14 protein-coding genes are annotated in these 20,416 nt (G+C 65.9%); 10 read left to right on the forward strand and 4 right to left on the reverse strand.

Annotation, left to right across the window (positions count from 1 at the left end; all coding sequences use genetic code 11):
- Window positions 1–31 precede the first annotated feature (31 nt).
- Complete coding sequence (gene uvrB, locus ASG79_RS08740; RefSeq protein ID WP_018771997.1) at window positions 32–2,131, forward strand: excinuclease ABC subunit UvrB; 2,100 nt, start codon at window positions 32–34, stop codon at window positions 2,129–2,131.
- Window positions 2,132–2,228: 97 nt separating this feature from the next.
- Here the strand turns inward: uvrB and ASG79_RS08745 are convergent, their stop codons facing one another.
- Window positions 2,229–3,554 (reverse strand): ABC transporter substrate-binding protein, encoded by a 1,326-nt coding sequence (locus ASG79_RS08745; protein WP_026266194.1) that lies wholly within the window; start codon window positions 3,552–3,554, stop codon window positions 2,229–2,231.
- Window positions 3,555–3,890: 336 nt separating this feature from the next.
- On the opposite strand from ASG79_RS08745, the gene ASG79_RS08750 reads away from it, so the two are divergent.
- Entirely contained in the window at window positions 3,891–4,919 is a 1,029-nt protein-coding gene (locus ASG79_RS08750) for a TerC family protein (RefSeq protein ID WP_018771995.1), read from the forward strand.
- A gap of 128 nt (window positions 4,920–5,047) precedes the next feature.
- Window positions 5,048–6,454, forward strand: coding sequence for an MFS transporter (locus tag ASG79_RS08755; RefSeq protein ID WP_018771994.1), 1,407 nt, complete (start codon window positions 5,048–5,050; stop codon window positions 6,452–6,454).
- Here the strand turns inward: ASG79_RS08755 and ASG79_RS08760 are convergent.
- From ASG79_RS08760 to ASG79_RS08770, 3 genes are all read right to left on the reverse strand, one after another.
- Complete coding sequence (locus ASG79_RS08760; RefSeq protein ID WP_235509786.1) at window positions 6,440–7,735, reverse strand: alpha/beta fold hydrolase; 1,296 nt, start codon at window positions 7,733–7,735, stop codon at window positions 6,440–6,442. The genes ASG79_RS08755 and ASG79_RS08760 overlap by 15 nt on opposite strands.
- Before the next feature lie 64 nt (window positions 7,736–7,799).
- Complete coding sequence (locus ASG79_RS08765; RefSeq protein WP_018771992.1) at window positions 7,800–8,315, reverse strand: GNAT family N-acetyltransferase; 516 nt, start codon at window positions 8,313–8,315, stop codon at window positions 7,800–7,802.
- Between the two features lie 50 nt (window positions 8,316–8,365).
- The gene (locus tag ASG79_RS08770; protein WP_056390220.1) at window positions 8,366–10,909 is read right to left on the reverse strand and encodes a DEAD/DEAH box helicase; all 2,544 of its coding nucleotides are present in this window, start codon (window positions 10,907–10,909) and stop codon (window positions 8,366–8,368) included.
- A 97-nt stretch (window positions 10,910–11,006) separates the two neighbouring features.
- Between ASG79_RS08770 and ASG79_RS08775 the strand changes: the two genes are divergently transcribed.
- From ASG79_RS08775 to ASG79_RS08805, 7 genes are all read left to right on the forward strand, one after another.
- The gene (locus ASG79_RS08775; RefSeq protein ID WP_056390223.1) at window positions 11,007–11,786 is read left to right on the forward strand and encodes a trans-aconitate 2-methyltransferase; all 780 of its coding nucleotides are present in this window, start codon (window positions 11,007–11,009) and stop codon (window positions 11,784–11,786) included.
- Between the two features lie 140 nt (window positions 11,787–11,926).
- Window positions 11,927–13,732 (forward strand): ABC transporter ATP-binding protein, encoded by a 1,806-nt coding sequence (locus ASG79_RS08780; protein ID WP_018771989.1) that lies wholly within the window; start codon window positions 11,927–11,929, stop codon window positions 13,730–13,732.
- Window positions 13,729–15,540, forward strand: a complete 1,812-nt coding sequence (locus ASG79_RS08785) for an ABC transporter ATP-binding protein (RefSeq protein WP_056390226.1) — start codon at window positions 13,729–13,731, stop codon at window positions 15,538–15,540. The genes ASG79_RS08780 and ASG79_RS08785 overlap by 4 nt, the downstream gene beginning before the upstream one ends.
- Window positions 15,537–15,917: a GntR family transcriptional regulator gene (locus ASG79_RS08790; RefSeq protein WP_018771987.1), complete on the forward strand. Its 381-nt coding sequence runs from the start codon at window positions 15,537–15,539 to the stop codon at window positions 15,915–15,917. Before ASG79_RS08785 ends, ASG79_RS08790 begins: the two co-directional genes overlap by 4 nt.
- 47 nt (window positions 15,918–15,964) lie before the next feature.
- Window positions 15,965–18,889, forward strand: a complete 2,925-nt coding sequence (gene uvrA / locus ASG79_RS08795; protein WP_018771986.1) for an excinuclease ABC subunit UvrA — start codon at window positions 15,965–15,967, stop codon at window positions 18,887–18,889.
- Window positions 18,890–18,968: 79 nt separating this feature from the next.
- Window positions 18,969–19,685, forward strand: coding sequence for an HAD hydrolase-like protein (locus ASG79_RS08800; protein WP_026266193.1), 717 nt, complete (start codon window positions 18,969–18,971; stop codon window positions 19,683–19,685).
- Complete coding sequence (locus tag ASG79_RS08805) at window positions 19,672–20,340, forward strand: lysophospholipid acyltransferase family protein (RefSeq protein ID WP_026266192.1); 669 nt, start codon at window positions 19,672–19,674, stop codon at window positions 20,338–20,340. Before ASG79_RS08800 ends, ASG79_RS08805 begins: the two co-directional genes overlap by 14 nt.
- Window positions 20,341–20,416 lie beyond the last annotated feature (76 nt).

Below are 20,416 nucleotides of genomic sequence, written 5' to 3' on the forward strand. Positions count from 1 at the left end.
CAGTGTCGGTGCCCGGTTGTAGATTAGATCCATGAGCCTTGCGCAGGAGATCAACCGTGTTGTAGCGCCCTTTGAGGTCATCAGCGAATTCAAGCCCGCGGGCGACCAGCCGGCGGCCATCGCGGAGCTGACGGAGCGGATCAACAACGGCGAGAAGGACGTGGTGCTGCTCGGTGCCACGGGTACCGGTAAGAGCGCCACCACTGCCTGGCTCATCGAACAGGTGCAGCGCCCCACCCTGGTAATGGTGCAGAACAAGACCCTCGCCGCCCAGCTGGCCAACGAGTTCCGCGAACTCCTGCCCAATAACGCGGTGGAATACTTCGTTTCCTATTACGACTACTACCAGCCCGAAGCCTACGTCCCGCAGACGGACACGTTCATCGAAAAGGACTCCTCCATCAATGAGGAAGTCGAACGGCTGCGCCACTCCGCCACCAATGCCCTCCTGACCCGCCGTGACGTCATCGTGGTGGCCACCGTGTCCTGCATCTACGGCCTGGGAACGCCGGAGGAATACATCGCAGGGATGGTCACGCTGCGCAGGGGCCAGGAGATGAACCGGGATGCCCTGCTGCGCAAGTTCGTGTCCATGCAGTATGCCCGGAACGACATGGACTTCCACCGCGGCACGTTCCGGGTACGGGGCGACACGGTCGAGATCATCCCCATGTACGAGGAACTGGCGCTGCGGATCGAGTTCTTCGGGGATGAAGTGGAAAACATCTACACCCTCCATCCGGTGACGGGCGATGTCATCCGGGAGGAGACGGAGATGTACGTCTTCCCCGCGTCGCACTACGTGGCCGGGCCGGAGCGGATGAGCCGCGCCATCAAGACCATCGAGGCCGAGCTCGCGGAGCGGCTGGCGGTCCTGGAGGGCCAGAACAAGCTGGTGGAGGCGCAGCGCCTCCGCATGCGGACCACCTACGACCTCGAAATGATGCAGCAGATGGGCTTCTGCAACGGCATCGAGAACTACTCGCGGCACATCGACGGCCGCCCCGGCGGATCTGCGCCGCACTGCCTGCTGGACTACTTCCCGGACGACTTCCTGCTGGTGGTGGATGAATCCCACGTGACCATCCCGCAGATCGGTGCCATGTACGAAGGCGACATGTCCCGGAAGCGGACCCTGGTGGACCACGGCTTCCGGCTGCCCTCCGCCATGGACAACCGGCCCCTCAAGTGGGATGAGTTCCTGGAACGGATCGGCCAGACCGTCTACCTTTCCGCCACCCCCGGCAAGTACGAACTTGGCAAGGCCGACGGCTTCGTCCAGCAGATCATCCGCCCCACCGGCCTGATCGACCCCGAAGTGATCGTCAAACCAACCAAGGGCCAGATCGATGACCTGCTGGGCGAGATCCGCACCCGGGTGGAGAAGGATGAGCGGGTCCTGGTCACTACGCTTACCAAGCGCATGGCCGAAGACCTGACGGACTACCTCCTGGGGCACGGCATCAGGGTGGAGTACCTCCACTCCGACGTTGACACGCTGCGGCGCGTTGAACTCCTGCGGGAGCTGCGCCTCGGCAGCTTCGACGTCCTGGTGGGCATCAACCTGCTCCGTGAAGGACTGGACCTGCCGGAGGTCTCCCTGGTAAGTATCCTGGACGCAGACAAGGAAGGCTTCCTGCGCTCCTCAACGTCGCTCATCCAGACCATAGGCCGTGCCGCCCGCAACGTGTCGGGCCAGGTGCACATGTACGCGGACCGGATCACTGACTCCATGGCCAACGCCATCGACGAAACCAACCGGCGGCGCGCCATCCAGGTGGCCTACAACAAGGAACACGGCGTTGACCCGCAACCGCTGCGCAAGAAGATCGCGGACATCACGGACCAGCTGGCCCGCGAGGACGCCGACACCCAGGAACTGCTGAACAACAACCGGCTGGCCAAGGGTGCCAAGCGCAGCAAGTCGGGCGCCAAGGGCGCAGCGCAGGTGCGTGCGGACGGGCTGGCCGCTGCACCGGCCGAGGACCTGGTGGGCCTGATCGAGCAGCTGACGGAACAGATGCACGGCGCTGCGGCTGAACTGCAGTTCGAGGTGGCGGCCCGCATCCGCGACGAAGTCAGCGACCTGAAGAAGGAGCTGCGGCAGATGCAGGCGGCCGGCCACGCCTAGGCGCTGCTTTTCCAGGCAGCCGCAGCCATGACCGGAAACGGCGGGCACCCACCCCGGGTGCCCGCCGTCGCGCTTTCTCTGCTGTGGTGCTGTTGCCTTACTTCCTGGCGGAGTCGATCATTCCCTTAGCTTCCTGCATCAGGCCCTTCGCAGCATCCGAAGGGGATTTCCGGTCGAACAGGACATCAGTGCTGTACCGCTGGATAAGCGCCTGCACGCCGGAGGAACCGGTGGGAGGTACCGGCGGACCGCTCTTCAGGTCCGGCTTGATGTCCTTCAGGAACGCGGCAGCGGCCTTGTCCGCAGGGGTCAGCAGCGGGTCGATCGCCGTCTGGACCTCGGAGTTGGTGGGGAAGCCGCGTTCAGTCAGGATGGTCTTGGCCGCATCCAGGTTGTTGAGCATGTAGTTGACCACTTCTGCGGCTTCCTTGGGGTGCTTGCTGCGCGAGGAAACTGACCAGAACATGGACGGCTTGTAGGACATGCCGTTGTCCTTGGCGCTGCCGGTGGAGCTGGGTGCCCGCAGGATCTTCACCTCGGTCTTCAGTGCGGACTGGAGCGCATTCACCTGGTTGGTCCACCACCACGACATGGCCGTCTTGCCGGTGGCGAACAGGGTTTGTTCCACGGGGGCGCTGATGTCCTCGGTGGCAATGTTGGCCGGTGGGGCGGCGCCCTTGTTACGCAGGTTCAACACGTTCTGGAAGAAGGACGCTGCCGTGCCCTCGTCAAAGCCGAGGCCGCCATCCGCCGAGTACAGCGACTCGCCGTGCTGCATGGCCCAGGTGTTCAGGTCGGAGTCGGTCAGGGAGTAGGAGCTGCCGTAGTTGGTCTGGCCGGCCTTGCCCGCAGCCGCCGCGATCTGGGCGGCGGTCCGGGCGTAGTCGTCCCAGGTCCAGGTTTTGTCATCCGGGATGGGAACCCCGTAGTCCTGGAACATCTTGGTGTTGATCATCACGGCCTTGGCGTTCTGCCCGGTGCTCAGGCCGTACTGCTTGCCGCTCACCTGGCCGGACTTCAGGGCGTCCTGGTCAATCTTGGACGTGTCGACGTTGCCCTGCTTGGACAGGTCCAGCAGCGCGCCCCGGCCGCCGTACTCGGCGATGTATGCCTGGTCCATCTGGATCACGTCCGGTGAATCGTTGGCGGCCGTGGTGGTGGCCAGCTTGTCCCAGTAACTGCTCCACACCCCGGGCTCAGCCTTGACGGTGATGTTGGGATGCGAAGCCTGGAATGCATCGATCACCTGCTGCGTCTGCTTGTTCCGCAGGTCGTTGCCCCACCAGGTGAAGCGGATGGTGACGTTTCCGCCGTCGCCCGACGATGAAGAGGGGGAGGACGAGCAGCCGCTGGCCAGCATGGCCAGCGCAGCGGCGGTGGCAAGGGCCTTGGCCACCACGCCAGTGCGATGAGGAGTCTTCATTGACCAACCTTGATTTCTGGGAATGACGCCGGGACGCCGGGTCGAAGCGAGAAACCGCTTTCTCGCCTGAACGTGATTATTGCAAGCGTGCCGGCGGCCGTCAACGGTTTGGGGGAAAACGTTATCCAGCGACGTGCGCCCGCGTCCCGGGGCGCGCCGGTCAGCCCCCTGGGGTACAGTTAATGGCACGTAGGGGAGTATCCCAAGCGCTACGATCGTCAACACGCAGGGCACAGTTGCCCTGCCGGGCGTAGCGGGCCGCCGCATCAGCACCAGGTGCACAGGCAGGCCGGAGAGACTTACACCATTTTTGTGTACCCTGCGAAAGGCTTCCCTGTGCTTGATTTGCCTGTTTGGTTCGAGGTCGGCTCATTTGTCGTCCTCGGCCTGATTCTCCTGATCGATCTCCTCCTGGTGGTCCGGCGGCCGCACGAGCCGTCCATGAAGGAAGCCGGTCTGTGGGTAGCCTTCTATGTCAGCCTCGCCCTGGCCTTTGCCGGTGCCATGTTCGCTTTCACGGGTGCCGAGTTCGGCAGCCAGTTCGTGGCCGGCTGGGTCACCGAATACAGCCTCAGCATCGACAACCTGTTCGTGTTCATCATCATCATGGCCAGGTTCTCCGTGCCCCGGAAGTACCAGCAGGAAGTGCTGATGGTGGGCATCATCATCGCGCTGGTCCTGCGAGGCATCTTCATCATGCTCGGCGCCATCGTCATCGAACAGTTCAGCTGGGTGTTCTACATCTTTGGCGCATTCCTGCTGTGGACGGCCTGGAAGCAGGCCCAGGACGAGGGCGAAGAGGAAGAAGACCGGGAAAACCCGCTGATTGCCAGGATCCGCAAGGTCATCCCCATGTCCGAGAAGTTCGACGGCGGCAAGCTGCGGACCACGGTGAACGGCAAGAAGGTGTTCACCCCCATGGTGATCGTCTTCATCACCATCGGCCTCACGGACCTGCTGTTCGCGGTTGACTCCATTCCCGCCATCTTCGGCCTGACCCAGAGCCCTTTCATTGTCTTCACGGCCAACCTTTTCGCCCTCATGGGACTGCGGCAGCTGTACTTCCTGCTCGGTGGCCTGATGAACCGGCTCATCTACCTGAAGCACGCACTGTCCTTCATCCTCGCGTTCATCGGCGTCAAGCTGGTCCTGCACGCCATGCACGTGAACGAGCTGCCCTTCATCAACGGTGGACACCACATCGAATGGGCGCCGGAGATTCCCACGTTCGTCTCCCTTGCCGTCATTGTGGGCACCATCATCATCGCCGTGGTCGCCAGCCTGGTCAGCTCCAAGGCGCAGGCTGCCAAGATGGATCCCCGGCTTGAGGAAGACGTCCGCAGGAGCCACAGCGACGTCGACTAGGCGCCCCCGCCCGCTCCAATCCGCCGGATCCCGGCCGCACGCGCGGCCGGGATCCGGCATTTAACCCTTCCTGAGGCAGCGGGCAAAAACCCCTGTGGCGTGCGCCGCGCCGGGACTATGCTCTGAACATGGCCCGCACACTTGTGATGGAGCAGGACGTGCGCCACGTGCAGCGGCGCACTGTTGTGCTCTTGAGCGTGGCCCAGGTATTCAGTGGACTTGGGACGGGATCAACCGTCTCCATAGGCTCAATCCTGGCCGTGGAACTCTCCGGTTCCAGCGCCTGGGCGGGTGCCGTTGCCACGGTGATGACCCTCGGGGCCGCGGCCGCGGCACTGCCGCTGGCATCGCTGGCGGAACGGCGCGGACGCCGGGCCGGGCAGGTGGCCGGTCTCTCGGCCGCTTTGGCAGGCGCCGTGCTGATGGTGCTGGCCGTTGTCTCCGGCCTCTTCGTCCTGCTGCTGCTTGGATCGGCAGGCATAGGGGTGGGCACGGCCGCGAGCCTGCAGGCAAGGTTTGCCGCCGTCGATCTCGCTCCTGCCGAACACCGCGGGCGGGCGCTGTCCACCGTGGTCTGGGCCGTGACTGTCGGCGCCGTTGCCGGACCCAACCTGATCCAGCCGGGCACAGCCGTGGGGGCAGCATTGGGCCTGCCTCCGGTTGCTGGTCCTTTTGTGATTTCCGGGGCCGGGCTCCTCATTGCCACTGTAATCCTGTTCGCAGGCCTTCGCCCCGACCCCTTGCTGCTGGCACGCCAACGTGCGGCCGCCGGCCCTGGTGGAGCCGTTCCGCCGTCGGCGGCAGCGCGAACCGGGGTCGCTGCCGCCGCCCCCTCGCAAGCCCCTCCCATGGACGCCCCACCCACTGTCTCCGCGGCCGCCGCAGCTGCCTCCCCGGGTTCGCTCAGCCGGGGGCTTCGTGCCATCCGTGGATCGCGGACAGCACTGCTGGCGGTGACGGGCGTCGTGGCAGCCCACGCGGTGATGGTCGGCGTGATGTCGATGACGCCGCTGCACCTCCAGCACCTCGTGGAGGGACCCGGTCCGCACGCCGGGCACGTTGCCGAGGGGGACGTGCTGGTCATCATAGGCTTCACCATCTCACTTCACATCGCCGGGATGTTTGCGCTCTCCCCGGTCATGGGCTGGTTGACCGACAGGGCGGGCAGGATGGAGACCATCATGATCGGCTTCACGCTGCTGATCGCGGCGGTGGCCGTTGCCGGGTTCGGCCAGTCCTCAACCGCCGCGGTGGCCACCGGGCTGGTCCTGCTGGGCATGGGCTGGTCTGCGGCCACGATTTCCGGCTCCACGCTCCTGGCGGAAAGCGTGGGGCAGGAAGCCCGGGTGGCGGTCCAGGGTGTCTCCGACATGCTGATGGGGGCCGCGGGGGCTCTGGGCGGCGCGGTGTCGGGACTTGTCCTGGGTGTTGCCGGCTACCTGGGCCTGAACCTTCTGGGCGGGACCATCGGGGCGGCCGTCCTGGCCGCAGCGGTGGCCACGCGCCTGTCACACCGCCGGTCAGCGGCCGCCTGACCGCACCATGCCCAGCAAGCGGGCAAAAATCCGCTCACCGTCGTCGGCGATTCCGTCGTGATGGAAGTCCGCCGTCTCCCAGACCTGCAGCCCGCGCACCGCAGCGGCGGTCCGCAGCGAAAGCTCCCGGTCCACGTAGATGTCGTCCGAGTAGACTGCCGCAGCCACGGGAACAGTATTGCGGGCCAGTACCCGCGCGTCGTACAGCGGCTTCCAGTCCTGTTTGCCGGCCAGCAGTTCCGCCACTTCCCGCAGGGGCCGGAGGGCAGGGTCCTGCTCGAAGTACCACGGATACACCATCTCCCCGGTGAGCAGCAGCGGGTCGGCATCCGGCCGGAACCAGGGGTTTTCGCCGAGCATCCGCCACGCTGACCAATCGGTGGCCTGGCCCTGGCCATAGATGGATTCGTGCATCAGCGCGTACAGCGGGTTGGACCGGCGGGAGATGACGCCTTGGAGCTGCTCCAGGAACGCGTCGGACAGGCGCGGTCCGGCCGCCGTGTCCACAAAGGCGTCCTCGAGCAGGTAGTGGAGGCTGTCCACGCGCGTGTTGCCGCCCAGGAACGCCCCCGCCATCTGGAACCGCTCCACGGTGAGGGGCCCGCCGTCGGGCAGGAATTCCGGCGTGGAGCGCAGGTGGCGGGCAATCCGCTCCACAACGTTCCTGTCCTCGGGATACCAGCGGAAGTACTCGTCGTTGCGGGCCGCCACCCGCTGGTACGTGGCCCGGTACACGTCGTCCGCGGAACCGGTGAGCGGGGCAAGGCCGCCCGTGACCATCACCTCGCGCAGACCTTCGGGCGCGAAGGACAGGTATGTAAGCGCGCAGAAGCCGCCGTAGCTCTGGCCGTAAATCGTCCAGGGCGGTGATTCCAGCGCGTGGCGGATCACCTCAGCGTCCGCCACGATCGAGTCCGCCCTGAAGTGCTCAAGGTAGGCCGCCTGCTCCGCAGCGCTTCCGCGCCCGGGCAGGGTAATCCGGTCAATGGGCGAGGAGAGTCCAGTGCCGCGCTGGTCAAGCATCAGGATGCGGAAGTCCTGCGCCGCGGCTTTGCTCCAGCCGCCCAGGGAACCCCACCTGTTGCCGCGGCCGCCCGGGCCCCCCTGCAGGAAGAGGAGCCACGGCAGCCGCGCGGCGGCTTCTTCGCTGTGCGCAGCAGACACGTACTCCCGGGCGAAAACCGTGATGGTTTCGCCGCGAGGCTGGCCGCCGGCCACGGCATGGTCCTCCGAAGCAAAATGGTCCAGCGGGACTGTGAAGTAGTGCTCCACCGTGCGCATGCCACGGAATTCATGCCGGGCCTTGATGTCATGCCCGACGGCGGTCGCCTGGACCCGGCGCGCGTCAGCCACGGGCAGAAGCGGGAAGGGAGTCGCGGGACGTGGCCCGGCCGAACCGGTCCAGTGATTCGCCGGTCAGCCTGAAGGTGGACCAGCCGTCCATGGGGCGCGCACCCAGGCGGCGGTAAAAGTTGATGGAGGGCTCGTTCCAGTCCAACACGCTCCATTCCACCCGTGCGTAGCCATTCTCGACCGCGATCGCCGCAAGGTGCTGCAGCAGCGCCTTGCCGTGGCCTTCGCCCCGGGCTTCCGGGCTGACGTAAAGGTCCTCCAGGTAGATCCCGTGAACGCCCTCCCAGGTGGAGTAGTTCAGGAACCACAGCGCGAAGCCCTGCACCTCGCCCGCCGCGTTTTCGGCCATGGCCGCGAATACGCGGGGGTTGTCGCCGAAGAGCACCTGTTCCAGGCGCTCGGGCGTGTTCCGGACGGCGTCGGGTTCCTTCTCGTAATGGGCCAGTTCATGGATCATTCGGAGGATGGCGGGCACGTCGTGGCGGGTTGCGGGGCGGATTGCACTCATTCTCCGAGCTTACCGCCGGCGCCGGGACGGCTGCCCCGGCCAGGTCGGTGTCAGAGCCGGTTAACCTCCGTCACCTTGACCACCGCTGTCCCGGTGGCATCCGAGCCCGCAAGATCCACCTCGGCGGAGATCCCCCAGTCGTGGTTGCCCGCCGGGTCATCGAAGATCTGACGCACCTTCCACGTTCCGGGTTCCTCGGTGATGATGAGCAGGCCCGGACCGCGGGCGTCGGGCCCGGTCCCGATGTCATCGTGTTCGTCGAAGTAGTCGTCCAGCGCGTCTTCCCAGCGTTCGGCACCCCACCCGGAACCGCCGTCGAGCTCGCCCAACGCCGTCGCGTCCTCGTCAGCGAACAGTTCCACCCGCCGGAACATCTCGTTGCGCACCATCACCCGGAAGGCGCGGATGTTGGAGGTGAGCGACGGCGGCGGGGGAGGCGGCGCGTCATGCGGCGTCGGCGCCGCCCCGGAGGCCAGCTCCTCCCATTCGTCCAGGAGGCTGGAGTCCACCTGCCGAACCAGCTCACCCAGCCAGGCGGTCAGGTCTTCCAGGTCCTCGCGAAGCATGTCCTGCGGAACAGTCTGGCGCAGCGCCTTGAAGGCATCGGCAAGGTACCGCAGCACGATTCCTTCGGACCGGGCCAGGCCGTAGAACTGGACGAATTCGCCAAAGTTCATCGCCCGCTGGTACATGTCGCGCACTACCGACTTGGGTGCAAGCTCAAAGTCGCCCACCCACGGCGCGGCCTTCCGGTAGACCTCGAACGCCTCGCCCAGGATCTCCGCGAGCGGTTGGGGGTAGGTGACCTCGTCCAGCATGGCCATCCGCTGGTCGTAGTCGATGCCCTCAGCCTTCATGGCGGCCACCGCTTCGCCGCGCGCCTTCTTCTGCTGCGCCGACAGTATCTGCCGCGGTTTCTCCAGGGTCGCCTCGATCACGGACACCACGTCCAGGGCGTACGACGGCGACTCCGGGTCAAGGAGCTCCAGTGCGGCAAGCGCAAAGGGGGAGAGCGGCTGGTTCAGCGCGAAGTTCGGCTGCAGATGGACGGTCAGCCGGACGGAACGGCCATCGGGGCCTTGCTCCTCCGGCGGGATGCGTTCGATCACTTCGGCGGCCAGCAGTTCCCGGTAAATGCCCAGGGCCTTCTTCATCAGCCGCAGCTGGGAAGCGCGCGGCTCGTGGTTTTCGGTGAGCAGCCGCCGGGCCGCCGCGAACGGGTCGCCGGGCCGCTCCATCAGGTTCATCAACATGGCGTGCGTTACCGTGAAGCTGGACGTCAGCGGGTCCGGTACCGATTCCACCAACCGCTTGAACGTGGGCTCACCCCAGGAGACGAAGCCCTCGGGCGGCTTTTTCTTCACCACCTGGCGCAGCTTCTTCTGGTCATCGCCGAACTTGGCGGTGGCCTTGGCCATCGCCTTGACGTTCTCAGTCACGTGCTCGGGTGCCTGCACCACCACTGTCCCGGCGGTGTCGTAGCCCGCACGGCCTGCCCTGCCCGCAATCTGGTGGAACTCACGCGGGTTGAGCAGCCGGGTGCGGACGCCGTCGTACTTGCTCAAAGCCGTGAGCAGCACCGTCCGGATGGGGACGTTGATGCCCACGCCCAGGGTGTCCGTGCCGCAAATGACCTTCAGCAGCCCCGCCTGCGCCAGCTGCTCCACCAGCCGCCGGTACTTGGGCAGCATCCCGGCGTGGTGCACACCGATCCCATGGCGGACCAGGCGGTTAAGCGTCTTCCCAAAGCCCGCGGCAAACCGGAAGTTGGCGATCAGCTCCGCGATTTTGTCCTTTTCCTCCCGGGTACACACGTTGATGCTCATCAGGTTCTGGGCACGGTCGATCGCTTCGAGCTGGCTGAAGTGCACCACATAGACGGGCACCTGCCGGGTGGACAACAACTCCTCCAGCGTCTCGTGGACGGGTGTCTGGTGGTAGTAGTAGTGCAGCGGAATGGGCCGTTCGGCGGAACTGACGGTGGTGGTCGCACGTCCGGTCAGCGCCGTGAGCCCCTCCTCGAACCGGGTGACATCGCCCAGGGTGGCGGACATCAGCAGGAACTGGGCCTGCGGAAGCTCCAGGAGGGGGACCTGCCAGGCCCAGCCGCGCTGCGGGTCGGAGTAGAAGTGGAACTCGTCCATGATCACCGCACCGAGTTCGGCTGCGGCGCCTTCCCGGAGCGCGATGTTGGCCAGGATCTCGGCGGTGCAGCAGATGATGGGAGCATCCTGGTTCACCCCGGAGTCGCCGGTGATCATGCCCACGTTCTCTGCTCCGAAGATGTCGCAGAGCGCGAAGAATTTCTCGGACACCAGGGCTTTGATCGGTGCCGTGTAATAGCTTCGGCGGCCCTGGGCCATGGCCTGGAAGTGCGCCGCAATGGCCACCAGGGACTTCCCTGAGCCGGTGGGCGTGGCCAGGATGACGTTCGCCCCGGTTGCCAGCTCCATGATGGCCTCGTCCTGTGCCGGGTACAGCGACAGGCCCCGGCTTTCCGTCCACTCCACGAACCGGGTGTAAAGGGCGTCGGGGTCGACGGCGGCGGATGGGGCGGGGGCGGGCAGATCGATCAGCTGGTCAACGAGTTTCATTGACTTCAACCTTAGTGCCACGTTGCGGCCGGATCCGGAGTCCCTGGCGGGTTAGGCTACGCCTTGCCCGTGTGCGCGTCAGAAGCTGGAGAGATTCATGAAGTGGGACCCCGCCAAGTATGTCCAGTTCGGCGACTACCGGAACCGGCCGTTCTTCGATCTCACGGCCCGGATCCATGCCGACCGGCCCAAGCGCGTGGTTGACCTGGGCTGCGGGCCAGGGAACCTGACGGCAACCCTGGCTGACCGCTGGCCGGGCGCCCGGGTCCTGGGCCTGGATTCCTCCGCGGACATGCTGGCAAAGGCGTCGGCACTGGCGGAGGAGAAGCCCTCCCTTCGCTTTGAGCAGGCCGGCATCGAGGGCTGGATGCCCAGTCCGGAGACGGACGTTGTGGTCAGCAACGCCGCCCTGCAGTGGGTTCCGGGCCACCAGGACATGATGCGCAAGTGGCTGGAAGTGCTCCGGCCGGGGGCCTGGTTCGCCCTGCAGGTACCCGGAAATTTCAACGCCCCCTCGCACTCCCTGATGCGGGATCTCGCGGGGTCGGACCGCTGGGCTGCAAAGCTGGACGGTGTGCTGCGGGGCGGGGAGGCAGTGGGGGAGCCGGAGGAATACCTGCGGATCCTGCTCGACGCCGGCTGCGCGGCGGATGCGTGGGAAACCACCTACCTGCAGGTCCTGCCGGGGCCGGACCCCGTGCTGGAATGGGTCCGGGGCACGGCACTGCGGCCTGTGATGGCCGCCCTGGGCGAGGAGGACGCCAGGAGTTTCGAGACCGAGTACGCGGCTTCTTTGCGGGACGCCTACCCCCGCGGGGTCCACGGCACCGTTTTGCCTTTCCGCCGCATCTTCGCAGTGGGCCGCAAGGCCGGCTAACCGGTACCCGGCCAACGGGTTTTCCACGCCCGTCACAGGCTGTGACAGCAGTGAAAAGTGATCTGGCTTACAATGGCGACTGTGGTTTAGGGGTCAAGCCGCTGGCCCCCTCTTCGGCCCATGCATTTACAGGGGGTATTTTGCTGGTCGGACTCGTGAAGCGGCAGCTTGCCGGTCAATACGCGTATGTATGGGCGATCGTTTTCCTTCAGCTGATCCAGGCGGCGGCAAACCTGCTGCTGCCCACCGTGAACGCCGCCATTATCGATGACGGGATTGTCGCAGGGGAGCCGGGGGTGGTCTCGCGCCTTGGCGTGCTCATGGCCGTCATTGCCGTGGTGCAGGCAGCGTCCGCCATTGCTGCCGGCTACCTTGGGGCGGTGGTGGCCATGAGGATCGGGCACCGCCTGCGGGCCGAGGTTTTCACCCGGATCCAGTCCCTGTCCTCCCAGGACGTGGCCCTGTTCGGAACACAGAGCCTGACCATCCGCGCCACCAACGATGTCCAGCAGATCCAGGCCTTCGCGGTGCTTGTCTTCACCATGCTCTTTGCCGGGCCCGCCATGGGCGTAGGCGGCATCGTCCTGGCCGTGCAGCAGGATGTTGCGCTGTCCCTGGTGGTGATCGTCATCGTGCCCCTGCTCCTGCTGATCATGTACCTGATTGTCAGGCGGCTGATTCCGCTCTACCGTGAGGGCCAGGACCTGCTGGACCGGTCCGGCGGGATTCTTCGCGAGCAGATCATCGGGGTGGATGTCATCCGCGCCTTTGTCCGCCAGGGCCATGAGGTCCGGCGGTTTGCGGAAACCAACGCCGGCCTCACCGCCAACAACCTGCAGTCCGCGCTCCTGGTGGCGGGGATGCTGCCCATCATCATGCTGGTGGTCAATACCAGCTCGGTTGCGGTGGTGTGGTTCGGCGGGCACCGGATCCAGGCAGGCCAGATGAACCTTGGGGCGCTCACGGCGTTCATCGCCTACATCATGCAGATACTGCTGGCGATCATGATGTCCATGTACGTGCTCATGACGGCGCCGCGGGCGGCAGTCTGCGCGGAACGCATCCAGGCGGTCCTTGACACCGAGCCGTCCGTCGGCGATCCGGGCAATCACACTGCGGCCAGTGACCGAGCGGCCAGCGACAAGGCAGCCAGTGACAAGGCAGCCGCGCCTCCGCCGCCCGGCGCCGTGCTGCCGGGGCGGCAGGCAACGCTGGCGTTCCACGATGTTGCCTTCTCTTATCCGGGAGCAGAAGCGCCCGTGCTCGCGGACATCAGTTTCACGGCAGCTCCCGGTACCACCACAGCAATCGTGGGCTCCACCGGAAGCGGCAAGACCACGCTGCTGAACCTGATCCCGCGTTTCCTGGACCCCACCCACGGCCGCATCACCCTTGCCGGCCACGACATCCGCCACCTGCCCCTGGACCAACTCCGCGCTGCCATGGCTATCGTGCCCCAGCACTCCCACCTTTTTACGGGAACCATCGCAGACAACCTGCGGATGGCGGACCCCGACGCCACGGACCAGGAACTGTGGGCTGTCCTGGAGGCTGCCCAGACCATGCGTTTCATGCGCGACCTCCCGCTTGGACTTGCCACCCCCGTCGGCCAGGGCGGCGCCAGCCTGTCGGGCGGCCAGCGGCAAAGGCTCTGCATCGCCAGGGCCCTCCTGCGCAAAGCGCCCCTCTACCTCTTTGACGACAGCTTCTCCGCGCTGGACTATGACACCGACACCAGGCTGCGGCGCGCACTTGACCAGGCGCTCGCCGCCGCAACGGTCATCATCGTGGCCGAGCGCATTTCCGCGGTCGAAGACGCGGATCTCATCCTGGTGCTCGACGACGGCCGGCTGGTTGCGCAGGGAACGCACAGGGAGCTGCTGGAAACGTCCGCCACCTACCGGGAAATCGCAGAATCCCAGCTCGCGCTGGACGGCACGCTGTGACGGCGGTGGAGGAATCCGCGGAATCGGCGCACAGGTTCTGGCCGACCGCCCGCAGGCTCCTTGGCCTGCTGCGCCCGTTCCGGCTGCAGATGCTGGGGGCCGTGGCGGCAACGTGCGCCTTCGCAGGGGTCAACGTTGCCGCCCCCAAGTATCTGGGCGACGCCACGGACATGGTGGTGCAGGGCATCTTCCAGGGAAGCCTGGACCAGCGCCTCGGAGTCCTGCTGGCAGCCGTGGCCTTGATGTATGTTTTCGCTTCCCTCTTCAACTGGATCCAGGGCGCTCTGACGGCACGTGCGGTGCAGGGACTTATGTATGGCCTGCGAGCAGCGCTTGAGGACAAGCTGCACCGGCTCCCCTCCACGTATTTCCGGGAACGCTCCCGCGGGGATGTCCTGAGCCGGGCCACCAACGACATCGACAACATTGCCCAGGCCCTGAACCAGGTTCTGACCCAGCTCATCGTGTCCGTCCTGATGCTGTGCGGGTCGCTGGCCATGATGCTGTGGATCTCGCCGCTGCTCGCGGCCATTGCCATTGCCAGCGTCCCCGTTTCCACCTGGATCACCGTCCTGGTGGCCCGGCGGTCCCAGGAGCATTTCGCCAGGCAATGGAAGGAGACCGGCGAACTCAACGCGCACGTGGAGGAATTCATTAGCGGGCATGAAGTCATCAAGGCCTTTGGCCGGCAGGCGCAGGCCACGGAGGTCTTCAGCCGCAGCAACGGCCGCCTGGCCCGGGCGGCAGCCAAAGCCCAGTACTCAGCCGGTGTGGTCCAGCCGCTGATGGTGCTGATGTCCAACCTCAATTACATTGCTGTCGCAGTGGTGGGTGCGCTGCAGGTCATCGCAGGCGCCATGACCATCGGCGGCGTCCAGGCCTTCATCCAATTCAGCCGGCTGTTCACCCAGCCGGTGGGGCAAATCGGCGGCCTGCTCAACGTTATTCAGTCCTGCGCAGCCTCGGCGGCAAGGGTTTTCGTGCTCCTCGATGCCGGGGAAGACCTCCAGGAACCGGCCGGCGCAGCGGCCGGCGCTCCCGCCGCCGGCCGCATCGTCTTCCATGACGTCACCTTCAGCTATCCCGGTTCCGTTCCGGCGGTCAGCAACCTCACCTTCACGGTGGAACCGGGCCAGGCGGTGGCCATCGTGGGGCACACGGGCGCGGGCAAGAGCACCGTGGTGAACCTGCTGATGCGGTTCCTGGAACCTTCGTCCGGCAGGATCACCATGGGCGGAAGGGACATCGCGGAAATTCCCCGCGACCAGCTGCGGGGCAGGTTCGGCGTGGTGCTCCAGGATTCCTGGCTTTTTGCCGGGACCATCCGGGAAAACATCGCCTACGGGCTGCCAGGCGCTGCCGATGCGGCCATAGTTGCCGCCGCGGAGGCAACGCACGCGGACCGTTTCATCAGGTCCCTGCCGCGCGGCTACGACACAGTCCTGGAGAACGGCGGCGAGCAGCTCAGCCAGGGGCAGCGGCAGCTCATCACCATCGCCAGGGCGCAGCTCGCCGGGCGCAGTGTGCTGGTCCTGGATGAGGCCACAAGTTCGGTCGATTCCAGGACGGAGGTGCTCATCCGCCAGGCGATGCAGCGGCTGCGCCAGGGGCGGACCAGTTTCGTGATTGCCCACCGTTTGTCCACCATCCGGAACGCTGATCTAATTCTCGTCATGGACCATGGACGGATCGTCGAGCAGGGCACGCATGACAGCCTCCTTGCCGCCAACAGCTACTACGCCCGGCTGTACAACGCACAGTTCGCCGAACGCGACGGCCGTGCGGGCATCCTGGAGGGCGGCCTGTGAGCGCCGCAGGCGACTTCCCGGGGTCCTGGCGCCCCAACCCGGCCAGCAGCGTGGCGCTGTTCGAGCAACTCCGGCTTCAGGTCATCCATCTGGCGGACAGCGGCGCGTTGGCGCCGGGCACCAGGCTGCCTGCCGTGCGGGCCCTGGCGGAGAAGCTCGACGTTGCCCCGCACACCGTGGCCAGGGCGTACAAGGAACTGGAGGCCGCCGGGATCGTCACCACCCGTGGCCGGAACGGTACGGTGGTTGCCGCGCGGGACGAGCGCCTGGGCGGCCTGTCCGCCGCAGCCGCCGCATACGCCGCCGTCGCCAAATCCCAAGGGGCCAGCTTTGCCGAGGCCGTGAAAATCCTGGCGGCTGCCTACGATGTTCCCTGACGGCGGAACCGCGAGTGTTCGAAAAAGTTTTCGATTAGCATAATGGGGTGCCTAAAGCCGTAGCTGAAGAAACCCCTGCCCCCTCCACGTCCTTCGCGGTCCCTGCCGCCGCCGCCCCGCAGCGCCCGGACCTCTCCCGCCTTGTGGTGAAGGGCGCGCGGGAGCACAACCTGCGCAACGTGGACCTCGACCTGCCGCGCGACGCCATGATCGTCTTCACCGGCCTCTCCGGCTCCGGCAAGTCCTCGCTGGCGTTCGACACAATCTTTGCCGAAGGCCAGCGCCGCTACGTCGAATCGCTGTCCGCCTACGCACGCCAGTTCCTGGGCCAGGTGGACAAGCCCGACGTCGATTTCATCGAAGGGCTCTCCCCGGCTGTATCCATCGACCAGAAATCCACCAGCAAGAACCCGCGGTCCACTGTAGGAACCATCACCGAGATCTACGACTACATGCGCCTGCTGTGGGCGCGCGTCGGCAGGCCGCACTGCCCCGTCTGTGGTGAACCCGTGTCAAAGCAGACGCCGCAGCAGATTGTGGACCAGCTCCTCGAACTCGACGAGGGAACCCGCTTCCAGGTCCTGGCGCCGGTGGTGCGTGGCCGCAAGGGCGAGTTCGTGGACCTCTTCAAGGAACTCACCGCAAAGGGCTACTCCCGGGCGCGGGTGGACGGCAACCTCGTCCAGCTCAACGATCCCCCCAAGCTGGGCAAGCAGTTCAAGCACACCATCGAAGTGGTGGTTGACCGCCTGGTGGTCAAGGAAGGCATCAGCCAGCGGCTCACCGACTCCATCGAGACCGCGCTGGGACTGGCCGAGGGCCGGGTCCTGGCGGAGTTCGTCGACGTGGACGCGGACGCCCCCGAAAGGATCCGGGCGTTCTCCGAGAACCTCGCCTGCCCCAACGAGCACCCCTTGGCCATCGACGAAATCGAGCCGCGCTCCTTCTCGTTCAACAACCCCTTCGGCGCCTGCGCCGCCTGCAGCGGCATCGGCACCCGCCTCGAGGTTGACGAGGAACTCATTGTTCCCAACCCGGAACTCTCCCTGTCGGAGGGAGCCATCGCGCCCTGGTCACTGGGTACTGCCACCACGGAGTACTGGAACCGGCTCCTCGAGGGCCTGGCCAAGGAGGTTGGTTTCTCCATGACCACGCCGTGGGAGAAGCTGGGCAAGGACGTGCGCCAGACCATCCTGCACGGCAAGGACCACAAGGTGGTGGTGCAGTACCGCAACCGCTTTGGCCGCGAACGCAAGTACAGCACCGGGTTTGAAGGCGCCATCCAGTACGTCCACCGCAAGCACGGCGAGACCGATTCCGACTGGGCCCGCGACCGCTACGAGGAGTACATGCGGCAGGTTCCCTGCCCCGCCTGCAACGGCGCGCGGCTCAACCCGGCATCCCTGTCGGTGCTGATCAACGGCAAGTCCATCGCCGAGGTTGCCGCCCTGCCCATGCGGGACTGCGCGGATTTCCTCAACAACCTGGTGCTGACCGGGCGCGAGGCGCAGATCGCCCACCAGGTCCTCAAGGAGATCCAGGCCCGCCTGACCTTCCTGCTGGATGTGGGGCTGGAATACCTCAACCTGGAGCGCCCCTCGGCCACCCTGTCCGGCGGCGAAGCGCAGCGCATCCGGCTCGCCACCCAGATCGGCTCCGGCCTGGTGGGCGTCCTCTACGTCCTGGATGAACCGTCCATTGGGCTGCACCAGCGGGACAACCGCAGGCTCATCGAAACCCTCACCCGGCTCCGCGACATGGGAAACACCCTGATCGTCGTGGAGCACGACGAGGACACCATCCACGTGGCCGACTGGATCGTGGACATCGGACCCGGCGCGGGCGAGCATGGCGGCCAGGTGGTCCACTCGGGGACCTACAAGGAGTTGCTGGACAACAAGGAGTCCCTGACCGGCGACTACCTGTCCGGCCGCAAGGCCATCGAGGTGCCCCGGAAGCGGCGCAAGTACGACAAGAAGCGCGAGATCAAGGTATTGGGCGCACGGGAGAACAACCTCCTGAACGTCGACGCAGCCTTCCCGCTGGGTCTTTTCACCGCGGTGACGGGCGTGAGTGGTTCGGGCAAGTCCACCCTGGTCAATGAAATCCTCTACAAGGTGCTGGCCAACAAGCTCAACGGCGCCAAGCAGGTGGCCGGACGGCACAAGACGGTCCAGGGCCTGGAGCACCTCGACAAGGTGGTCCATGTAGACCAAAGCCCCATCGGCCGCACGCCGCGGTCCAACCCGGCCACGTACACCGGTGTCTTCGACAACATCCGCAAGCTCTTCGCCGAAACCACCGAGGCCAAGGTCCGCGGCTACCTGCCCGGCCGTTTCTCGTTCAACGTCAAAGGCGGCCGCTGCGAGGCCTGCTCCGGCGACGGCACGCTGAAGATCGAGATGAACTTCCTGCCTGACGTGTACGTCCCCTGCGAGGTGTGCCACGGTGCGCGCTACAACCGGGAGACCCTGGAGGTGCACTACAAGGGCAAGACCATCGCCGACGTCCTCAACATGCCCATCGAAGAGGGCGCCGAGTTCTTCGCGGCCTTCTCGCCCATCGCACGGCACCTGAACACCCTGGTGGACGTGGGACTCGGGTATGTCCGCCTCGGACAGCCTGCCACCACCCTCTCCGGCGGTGAAGCGCAACGCGTCAAGCTCGCGGCGGAGCTGCAGAAACGCTCCAACGGCCGCAGCATCTACGTCCTGGACGAGCCCACCACTGGCCTGCACTTTGAGGACATCCGCAAGCTGCTGATGGTCCTGCAGGGGCTGGTGGACAAGGGGAACACGGTGATCACCATCGAGCACAACCTGGACGTCATCAAGAGTGCCGACTGGCTGGTTGACCTCGGGCCCGACGGCGGTTCGGGCGGCGGCCAGATTGTCGCGGCCGGAACGCCGGAGCAGGTGGCCAAGTCCGGCACCAGCCACACCGGGAAGTTCCTGGCCGAGATACTCGGCTGACCGGATGAAATTCCACCGAAATATTCCTCACGGGGAATGCGAGTTTCAGGCACTCCTGCTGTCATGAGAAACTAACCCGGTGACTTCAACAACAGTGCCCGTGATCTTTGACCTGGACGGCACTCTTGTCGACCCGGCAGGTGGCATAACCGAGGGGATTGCCGCGGCCCTCCGCGGACTGGGGCTCCCGGTTCCCGGCCAGGACCTGCTCAACGCGATGATCGGCCCCAAGCTGAGCGATTCCCTGCTCAACGTGGCAAAGGTACCGGCGGACCGCCTGGAAGAGGTGGTCCGCCGGTACCGCGAACACTACGTGGCCACCGGAATCGCCCAAAGCCGGCTGTACCCGGGCATCCGCGGGATCCTTGAATCCTTCGCCGCAGCGGGCCGGCCTGTGGCAGTAGCCACCCAAAAGCCACAGCGTCTGGCGCATACGGTGCTGGCGCATCATGGCATCGACGGCCTCTTCCACGGAATCCACGGCTCCGGCGATGACGAAGCGGCAGTGGACGGTGTTCCCCTGGGCAAGACCCAGATCATCGCCGCCGCCCTGCGGGATCTGGACACGCAGCACGCCATTATGGTGGGGGACCGCGCCCAGGACGTGTCCGGGGCCATCGCCAACGGACTGGACTGCATCGGCGTCGCATGGGGGTTCGCTCCGGACGGGGAACTGGAGGAAGCCGGCTCCGTGGCTGTCGTCAGCACCGATGAGGAGCTGGTCGCGGTCATCGAGCGTCTGCAGGCCGTCCACGTCGCGGCAATGAGCGGGGTGAGCAACGATGGAAATGTTTGATGCCGTCCGCTGGACCACCCGCAACCTGATCTCCGGCACCTGCCGGCCCACCGTCGTCGGGCTGGACAATGTCCCCTCCGACGGCCCGTTTATCGTGGCTCCCAACCACCTGTCCTTCTTCGACAGCGTGATCGTCCAGGCATTGATGCCGCGGCCGGTCGCCTTCTTCGCCAAAGCCGAATACTTCACCACCGGCGGCGTCAAGGGCAAGGTCATGAAGGCGTTCTTCGAATCCGTGGGCTCCATTCCGGTGGAGCGCGGCGAACAGGCCGCAAGTGTCCAGGCGCTCAAGACACTGCTGGATATCCTGGAGTCAGGCCGCGGCATCGGCATCTACCCTGAGGGAACCCGTTCCCGGGACGGCATCCTCTACCGGGGACGCACCGGGGTCGGCTGGCTGGCGCTCACTACCGGGGCGCCGGTGATTCCCGTGGGCCTGATCGGCACCGAGAAGCTGCAGCGCGCCGGCGAGAAGGGGGTCAGGCCGCAGCACTTCACCATGAAGGTGGGGGAGCCGCTGTACTTCGACAAGACCGGCCCGGACCACTCCCTGCCTGCCCGCCGCGAGGTCACGGACCGCATCATGGACGCCATCGCCGAACTCAGCGGCCAGGAACGTTCGGCCAGTTACAACCAGAGCAAGACCCCGGAATAGCCGGCAAGCCGGCCAGGGACAGCCGGAACGGACCCCGTCCTGGCCGGCTGGCAGGGAGACCCGGCGCGACTCAGTA

Source organism: Arthrobacter sp. Soil761, assembly GCF_001428325.1.
In the GTDB taxonomy this organism is placed as follows: Bacteria; Actinomycetota; Actinomycetes; order Actinomycetales; family Micrococcaceae; genus Arthrobacter.